The following is a 6497-nucleotide window of genomic DNA, read 5'->3' on the forward strand; positions in this document are numbered from 1 at the left end:
CTTGCAGGCGTGTCCCTGCTTTCGGCGGTTGCGGTTTCCTTCGTGGGCGCCATCGCCTTCGTGGGGCTGGTCGGACCGCACATTGCGCGCATGATCGTGGGCGAGGACCAGCGCGGGTTCCTGCCGCTGTCCGCGCTTTGTGGTGCGCTCATCCTGTCGGGCACATCGATCGCCTCGAAGGCGATCACACCCGGAATTGTTTATCCGATCGGCATGATCACGTCGCTGATCGGCATCCCCTTCTTTGTGCTGCTCATTCTCGGACAGCGAAAGAGGCACTGGCAATGAGCGCGCTGAAGGCTGAGGGCCTCAGCTTTTCTTACGGCTCCCGACGGATCTTCACCGAGATCGGTTTCGACCCGATTGCGCCCGGCCAACTCACGGCGCTCATAGGGCCGAACGCGTCCGGGAAATCGACGCTCTTCCGCCTGATCGCGGGATTGCTCCGGCCATCGTCGGGCAAGGTTCACCTCGGTGATATCTCTTTAGCAAATTGACCGTCAGATTGGGCGTGTGGCTGGTAATCCATGATAGGCTGAAGATAGGCTGACAACACCCGTTGCATTGTTTTGAGCTGATCGGCTAGCGGTGGAAGGCATGGCAACATTAGTGGTCCAAGTCGGGGTTCCACCTGAATGAACTTTGCCGTCCTTTGTGGCCACCAGTGTGTAGTTATCGTAGTGACGATAAGCCACTTCCACCTCAACTCCTCAATCGGTCTGAGCTTTGTTGCCTCGCTCCATACCCATCGCAATGCTGTTGGTGGTGGCGGGTCTGCTCGATCTCTATTCTCCTCAGGAGATCGCATGCGTAAGGGTGTTGGTCGTGACAAGAATGAGCGGGAACTCGGGGATCCGACAGGCGAATTTGGTTTCGACGCCTTCTTATCTTTGGGCTTGCCATTCCCCCTATGTTTGCCGCGGCCATAAGGAAGAGGGATTCGACAGCTCAATCGTGGCGCTGATGGCCGAAGACGGCACCATCGGCTGGGGTGAGGCCGCGCCGCTTGGCGCCTTCTATGCCGAAGCGTTTCCCGAGGCGATCCGTGCCGGTACCAAGCGGTTGCTGCCCGCGGTCGTGGGCCAGCGCGCTGACGCGCCCGCGCGGCTGGCCGACCACCTCAACGATCTCATGTTCGGTCAGCCCGCGGTGAAGTCAGCCATCGACATGGCGGCCTGGGACCTGGCGGCACGTCTGGCGGGCCGACCTCTTTCGGACCTGTTGGGTGGCGCGGACGGCGATGCGGTACCGCTATACCGCTCGGTCAGCCAAGCGGAACCCGCCACCATGGCGGACCAGGCCGCGGCCTTCGTGGACCAGGGTTACCGGCGCCTGCAGGTCAAGGTCGGTGGTCAACCGACGGAGGACATCGAGCGCCTGCGCACCGTGCGTGACGCCGTGCCCGACGACGTGGTGCTTTACGCTGACGCCAACGGCGCGTGGCGGGTCGATGATGCCTTGCGGTTCGCCAACGGCGTCGACCAGATCGGTTTTGTTCTCGAGCAGCCGTGCATGCGACTTGCCGACAACGTCCAGGTCGCACGCCGATGCGCAAGACCGCTTGTGTTGGACGAAGGGGTGACCTCGTTCGACGATCTGCTTCGGGCTCATGAGGTGGGCGTTCTGTCGGGCGTCACGCTCAAGATGGCGCGGCTTGGCGGTATCGGCCCGACGCGGCTGCTGCGTGACGTCGCGGTCGCGCTCGGTCTCAACGTCACCATCGAGGATACCGGCGGCAGCACGATCAACACCGCCGCGACGGCACACCTGATGGTCTCGACGCCGGCCGCACACCGCGCCCACACCGTCGACTTCATGAACTGGGTCACGGTCGGCAACGCCGATGGCATGCCGGCCACCAGGGATGGCATGCTTGTCGCGCCGAGCGGCGCGGGCCTGGGCGTGACGCCGGACCTGTCGGCTCTTGGACCAGCAATCGCGGAAGCCTAGCAAGGCTGGATGCGGGAAAGGCAGATCGACCCTTTGAACCAGCTTGATCTTCATGGCCACACGGCAGTGGTCACGGGCGCTGCCAGCGGCATCGGTTACGCGACCGCCGAGCGTCTGCTGGCGTCAGGCGCCCGGGTTGTTCTGTGGGACGCCAATCGGGTGGGCGTCGAAGCGGCGGCCAAGGCTCTCGGCGACAACGTGGTCCACACCGCCGCCGTCGATATCACGAACCGTGACGCGACCGCCGAGGCCGCCCGGTCGTCGCACGAGACCGCCGGCACGATCGATATCCTGGTCAATTCCGCGGGGATCGCCGGCGGTGACGGACCGGCGTGGGAATTCGATCCCGATGCCTGGGACCGCATGATCGCCGTCAACCTGACCGGACAGTTCCTGGTGTGCCGCGCGCTCTTGCCGCAGATGATCGCCGGCGGCTGGGGCCGCATCGTCAACGTCGCGTCGGTCGCCGGCAAGGAAGGCAACCCGCTGGCGGCCGCTTACAGCGCCTCGAAAGCCGGTCTGATCGGGTTTACCAAATCGCTCGCCAAGGAACTCATCGACACCGGCGTGCTCGCCAACGTGGTGACGCCCGGCATCACGGAGACGCCGCTACTCGACGGCGTGCCGCAGAGCCGGATTGACTACATGATCTCGAGAATCCCCATGGGCCGCATGGGCAAGGCCGATGAGATCGCCGCCATGATCGCATGGCTTTGTTCAGAGGATTGCTCGTTCTCAACCGGCGCCGTTTTCGACGCTTCCGGCGGGCGTGCGACATACTGATTTATCGGGATAGGGGAGGTTCATATGCAGATCGACTTCACGGATAAGCGGGTTCTGGTGACCGGTGGCACGCGCGGTATCGGCCGCGGCATCGTCGAGGCCTTTCTAAGGGCAGGCGCGCGGGTTGCCGTCAACGGCAGTTCGGACGAATCGACGAATGCCGCGGTTACCGACCTGGCGGCGGGCGACAAGGTCGTCGCCGCGCCCGGGTCGGTGGCGGACGTCGACGCCTGCGAGCGCATCGTCGCGGCGGCCGTGGCCGGTCTCGGCGGGCTTGATGTGCTGGTCAACAACGCCGGCGCCGGCGGCGGCGCGCTGGTGGAGGATTGCGACGAGGCGCTGTGGGACCGGGTGGTCGACACCAACCTCAAAGGCCTCTTTTTCGTCACGAAGTATGCGCTGCCGCGCTTGCGCGAAAGCGGCGGCAATATCGTCAATATCGCCTCGGTCAACGGCCTGATCGGCGTGCCCAAGGGCTCGATCTACTGCGCGTCGAAGGCCGGCGTCATCAACCTGACCCGCGCTCACGCGCTGGAGTTCGGCCCCGACATTCGGGTCAACGCCGTCTGTCCCGGCGGCGTCGACACCGACATGCTGCGCAACCTCGCGATCCGCATGGCCGGCAGCGTCGAGGCGGGCTACGCCGAGCTCAACAAGACCTGCGCGGCGCAGAACCGCATCGCCCATGTCGACGAACTGGCCGGTCCGGTCCTCTATTTGGCCTCGGATATTGCCAGTTTCGTCACTGGCTCAATCCACGTCGTCGACGGCGGCGAGACGATCGACTGAGACCGCCTAACACGGCGTTTATTGAACCGTTGTACAACCTCCTGCTTCGTGGAATGATTTTGGGCAACCGGATCCTTCGAGGTTGAGGAGGTTGCGATGAATGTCCCGACACAGAAACCCGTCCTGAGCGATGACGTTTTAAGCCGCTTTGATGTGGCGACCGAGGAGGGGTCGGGGCTTCCCAACGAGTGCTATACCAGCGACGCATGGCTCGCCGAGGAGAACCGGAAGGTCTTCGCGCGAACCTGGATGCTCGCAGGTTTCTGCCATGACGTGCCGGAGAAGGGCGACGCCAGCCCGGTCTGGATGGCCGGCATGCCGCTGGTCATCCTGCGCGATAACACAGGCGAGATCCGGGTCTTCCACAATGTCTGCCGCCATCGCGGCGCGGTCATCGTGCCGGAGAAATGCAGCGGCCAGCGCATGCTGACCTGCCCCTATCACGCCTGGGCCTACGGCCTGGACGGCAAGCTGAGGTCGCGGCCGCACTTCTACGGCGGTGGCAAGCACGACACGGACCCGGCACCTGGCACGTCGGACATGCTGCCGGTGCGCCACGCGGTCTGGCACGATCTGATCTTTGTCGATCTTTCCGGCGAGGCGCCTGACTTCGACGACCACTGGGCGCCTTTCGCGCAACGCACGAAGGACTATGACTTTGGCGCGCTCCGCTACGCGGCCACCCTCGACTTCGACGTCAAAGGCAATTGGAAGCTGATCTACGAGAACTTTTATGACGCCTACCATGTCCCGGCCGTTCATCCGCGTCTGGAGGATTTCACGCCGATCACCGAGCGCATCGGCGTCCAGACCGAGGGCCCGTGGTTCCACAACACGTCGCTGATCAAAGAGGCCCAGGAAGGCCGTGGTATCGGCATGCCGTTCTATCCGGGCCTCGACGAGGTCGGCCGGAAGACCGAATGGTACTTCCACCTTTTCCCGACCACCGCTATCCAGATCTGGCCCGACCAGATGGCGATTTTCCAACTGCATGCCCTAGCGCCGGACCGCACGATCGAGCACATCCACATGTACTTTGTTGATGACGCGGCGACCGATCCGGCCTACGCGAAACAGCGCCAGGACGTCTATGACATGTGGGACGAGCTCAACACCGAGGACTTCAAGATCGTCGAGAACATGCAGATGGCGCGCAACTCGCCCGGCTTCGACGGCGGCGTGCTGTCGCCCTTCTGGGATCCGGCGACCCAGCACTTCGCGCGCCTGATGGCGGACATGATGCGCTAAGCACCATGGTCGATCATCTCGATCTGTCGGTAATCTATAACGCCAAGTCCAAAGAAGAGCTGCGCGCGGCCTATGATCAATGGGCCGACGCCTATGACGAACAGATCGTCGATGACTTTGGCTATCGCGGCCACGAGCTTGTCGTCGCTGCCATCCGCTCGCATCTGGCCGATGACGCGCGTTTGCTGGATGCGGGCGCGGGCAGCGGCACGGTCGGCATGGCGGCCATCGGAGCCGGTTTTACGACGATCGACGCCGTCGACATGTCGACCGGCATGTTGGAGAAGGCGAAGGCGCGTGGCATTTATGGCGAGATCCGCGTCGGCGTGTTGGGCGAGCCGCTGGATTACGAGACCGATAGCTATGACGGTGTGTTGAGTTCCGGCGTCTTCACGCCTGGCCACGCGCCGGCGTCGTGCCTGGACGAACTCGTGCGGATCGTGAAGCCGGGCGGGCTGATCAGCTTCACGCTGCGCCACGACGAGCCGCCGCCCGGGTACGCCGATGCCATGGATTCGCTCGTCGAAGATGGTGCCTGGGAGCTGGTCGAGGTCTCCGATCCCTTCCACTCCATGCCGAAGGGCGAGCCGGAGGTCGAACACCGCATCTGGCTCTACCGGGTGCTCAGCGACGCTTAGGCCCGGCCCAGCGCCTTTCTGCCTTACCAACATCCCCCGGACGCTATAAAGAAGGGCAGTCGAGGAACGGGGATAGCCCATGAAGTCCATGTGGTCGGAGCGGGAAGCCGCCAGTTACGTCAAACGTTACGGCAAGCAGGGCGTCAACGCGGACCTGGCGCTGCGGGTTTACACCTCGCGGCTTCTGGGCCAGGAGCCGCGCCTGGTCCTGCATGGCGGCGGCAACACATCGGTGAAGACCGTGATGCCCGATCATCTGGGCGAAGAGACCGACGTTCTCTGCGTCAAGGGATCGGGCTGGGACATGGGCGATATCGAGCCCGCCGGCCTGCCCGCCGTGCGTCTGGGTCCCCTACAGAAGATGGTCGGGCTCAAAAAACTATCCGACGAGGCGATGGTGAATGCCCAGCGGGTCAACCTGCTGGACGCGTCGTCCCCCAACCCGTCGGTCGAAACGCTGCTGCACGCCTTTCTGCCGCACAAGTTCATCGACCACACCCATTCGAACGCGGTGCTTGCGCTGACCGATCTGAAGGACGGCGAGGCTATCTGCCGCGAGCTCTGGGGCGACCGCTTCGGCTATGTCCCTTACATCATGCCGGGCTTCGACCTCTCCAAGAAGGCGCTTGCGGTGTTCCGCCAGGATGAGGACGTCGAAGGCCTGATCCTCCTCAAACACGGCATCTTCACCTTTGGCGCCACGGCCAAAGAGGCCTATCAGCGCATGATCCGCGCCGTGACCGAGGCCGAAAAGCGCGCGCGCGCGGGCGCCAAGAAGAGCTTCGCGCAGAGACGTCTGCCGGCACAGGCCGCGTCGGCCAGCGATGTCGCCCCCATCCTGCGCGGCATGACGACCCATGACGGCAAACCGTTGATCTTCGACTTCAGGACGTCGAAGGCGATCCGCGATTATGTCGGCGGCAAGGACCTCGCGCGTTATGGCCAGCAGGGCACGGTGACGCCGGATCACGTCATCCGGACAAAAGCCAAGCCCCTCATTGTGCCGGCACCGGAGGCCGGCAAGCTCGACAGGTTCCACGCCGCCGCGGAAAAGGCCGTCGCGTCGTATGTCGCGGACTATGAAGCCTA

At 63.8% G+C, this 6497-nt stretch carries 8 protein-coding genes; all 8 read left to right on the plus strand.

Annotation, left to right across the window (positions count from 1 at the left end; genetic code table 11):
- Window positions 1–288: iron chelate uptake ABC transporter family permease subunit (locus AAF563_25230; protein ID MEM7124603.1), on the plus strand; the 288-nt coding region annotated here is incomplete at its 5' end.
- Window positions 285–497 (plus strand): ATP-binding cassette domain-containing protein, encoded by a 213-nt coding sequence (locus AAF563_25235; GenBank protein ID MEM7124604.1) that lies wholly within the window; start codon window positions 285–287, stop codon window positions 495–497. The genes AAF563_25230 and AAF563_25235, both read left to right, overlap by 4 nt.
- Before the next feature lie 457 nt (window positions 498–954).
- On the plus strand, window positions 955–1950 hold the full coding sequence (locus AAF563_25240; protein MEM7124605.1) for a mandelate racemase/muconate lactonizing enzyme family protein: 996 nt from the start codon (window positions 955–957) through the stop codon (window positions 1948–1950).
- A gap of 9 nt (window positions 1951–1959) precedes the next feature.
- Window positions 1960–2733: an SDR family NAD(P)-dependent oxidoreductase gene (locus AAF563_25245; protein MEM7124606.1), complete on the plus strand. Its 774-nt coding sequence runs from the start codon at window positions 1960–1962 to the stop codon at window positions 2731–2733.
- A gap of 24 nt (window positions 2734–2757) precedes the next feature.
- A complete protein-coding gene (locus AAF563_25250; GenBank protein ID MEM7124607.1) occupies window positions 2758–3522 on the plus strand; it encodes an SDR family oxidoreductase in 765 nt (254 codons plus the stop codon).
- A 96-nt stretch (window positions 3523–3618) separates the two neighbouring features.
- A complete protein-coding gene (locus AAF563_25255) occupies window positions 3619–4770 on the plus strand; it encodes an aromatic ring-hydroxylating dioxygenase subunit alpha (GenBank protein MEM7124608.1) in 1152 nt (383 codons plus the stop codon).
- A 5-nt stretch (window positions 4771–4775) separates the two neighbouring features.
- A complete protein-coding gene (locus AAF563_25260) occupies window positions 4776–5408 on the plus strand; it encodes a class I SAM-dependent methyltransferase (protein MEM7124609.1) in 633 nt (210 codons plus the stop codon).
- Between the two features lie 79 nt (window positions 5409–5487).
- A partial coding sequence (locus AAF563_25265; GenBank protein ID MEM7124610.1) for a class II aldolase/adducin family protein occupies window positions 5488–6497 on the plus strand: 1010 nt, incomplete at its 3' end.

The sequence above is a fragment of the Pseudomonadota bacterium genome (assembly GCA_039028155.1).
In the GTDB taxonomy this organism is placed as follows: Bacteria; Pseudomonadota; Alphaproteobacteria; order SP197; family SP197; genus JANQGO01.

Bases quoted from the DNA above. Each gene is read 5' to 3' on its own strand.
- AAF563_25235 (MEM7124604.1), top strand. From the start codon at position 285: ATGAGCGCGCTGAAGGCTGAGGGCCTCAGCTTTTCTTACGGCTCCCGA.
- AAF563_25245 (MEM7124606.1), top strand. From the start codon at position 1,960: ATGCGGGAAAGGCAGATCGACCCTTTGAACCAGCTTGATCTTCATGGC.
- AAF563_25250 (MEM7124607.1), top strand. From the start codon at position 2,758: ATGCAGATCGACTTCACGGATAAGCGGGTTCTGGTGACCGGTGGCACG.
- AAF563_25255 (MEM7124608.1), top strand. From the start codon at position 3,619: ATGAATGTCCCGACACAGAAACCCGTCCTGAGCGATGACGTTTTAAGC.
- AAF563_25260 (MEM7124609.1), top strand. From the start codon at position 4,776: ATGGTCGATCATCTCGATCTGTCGGTAATCTATAACGCCAAGTCCAAA.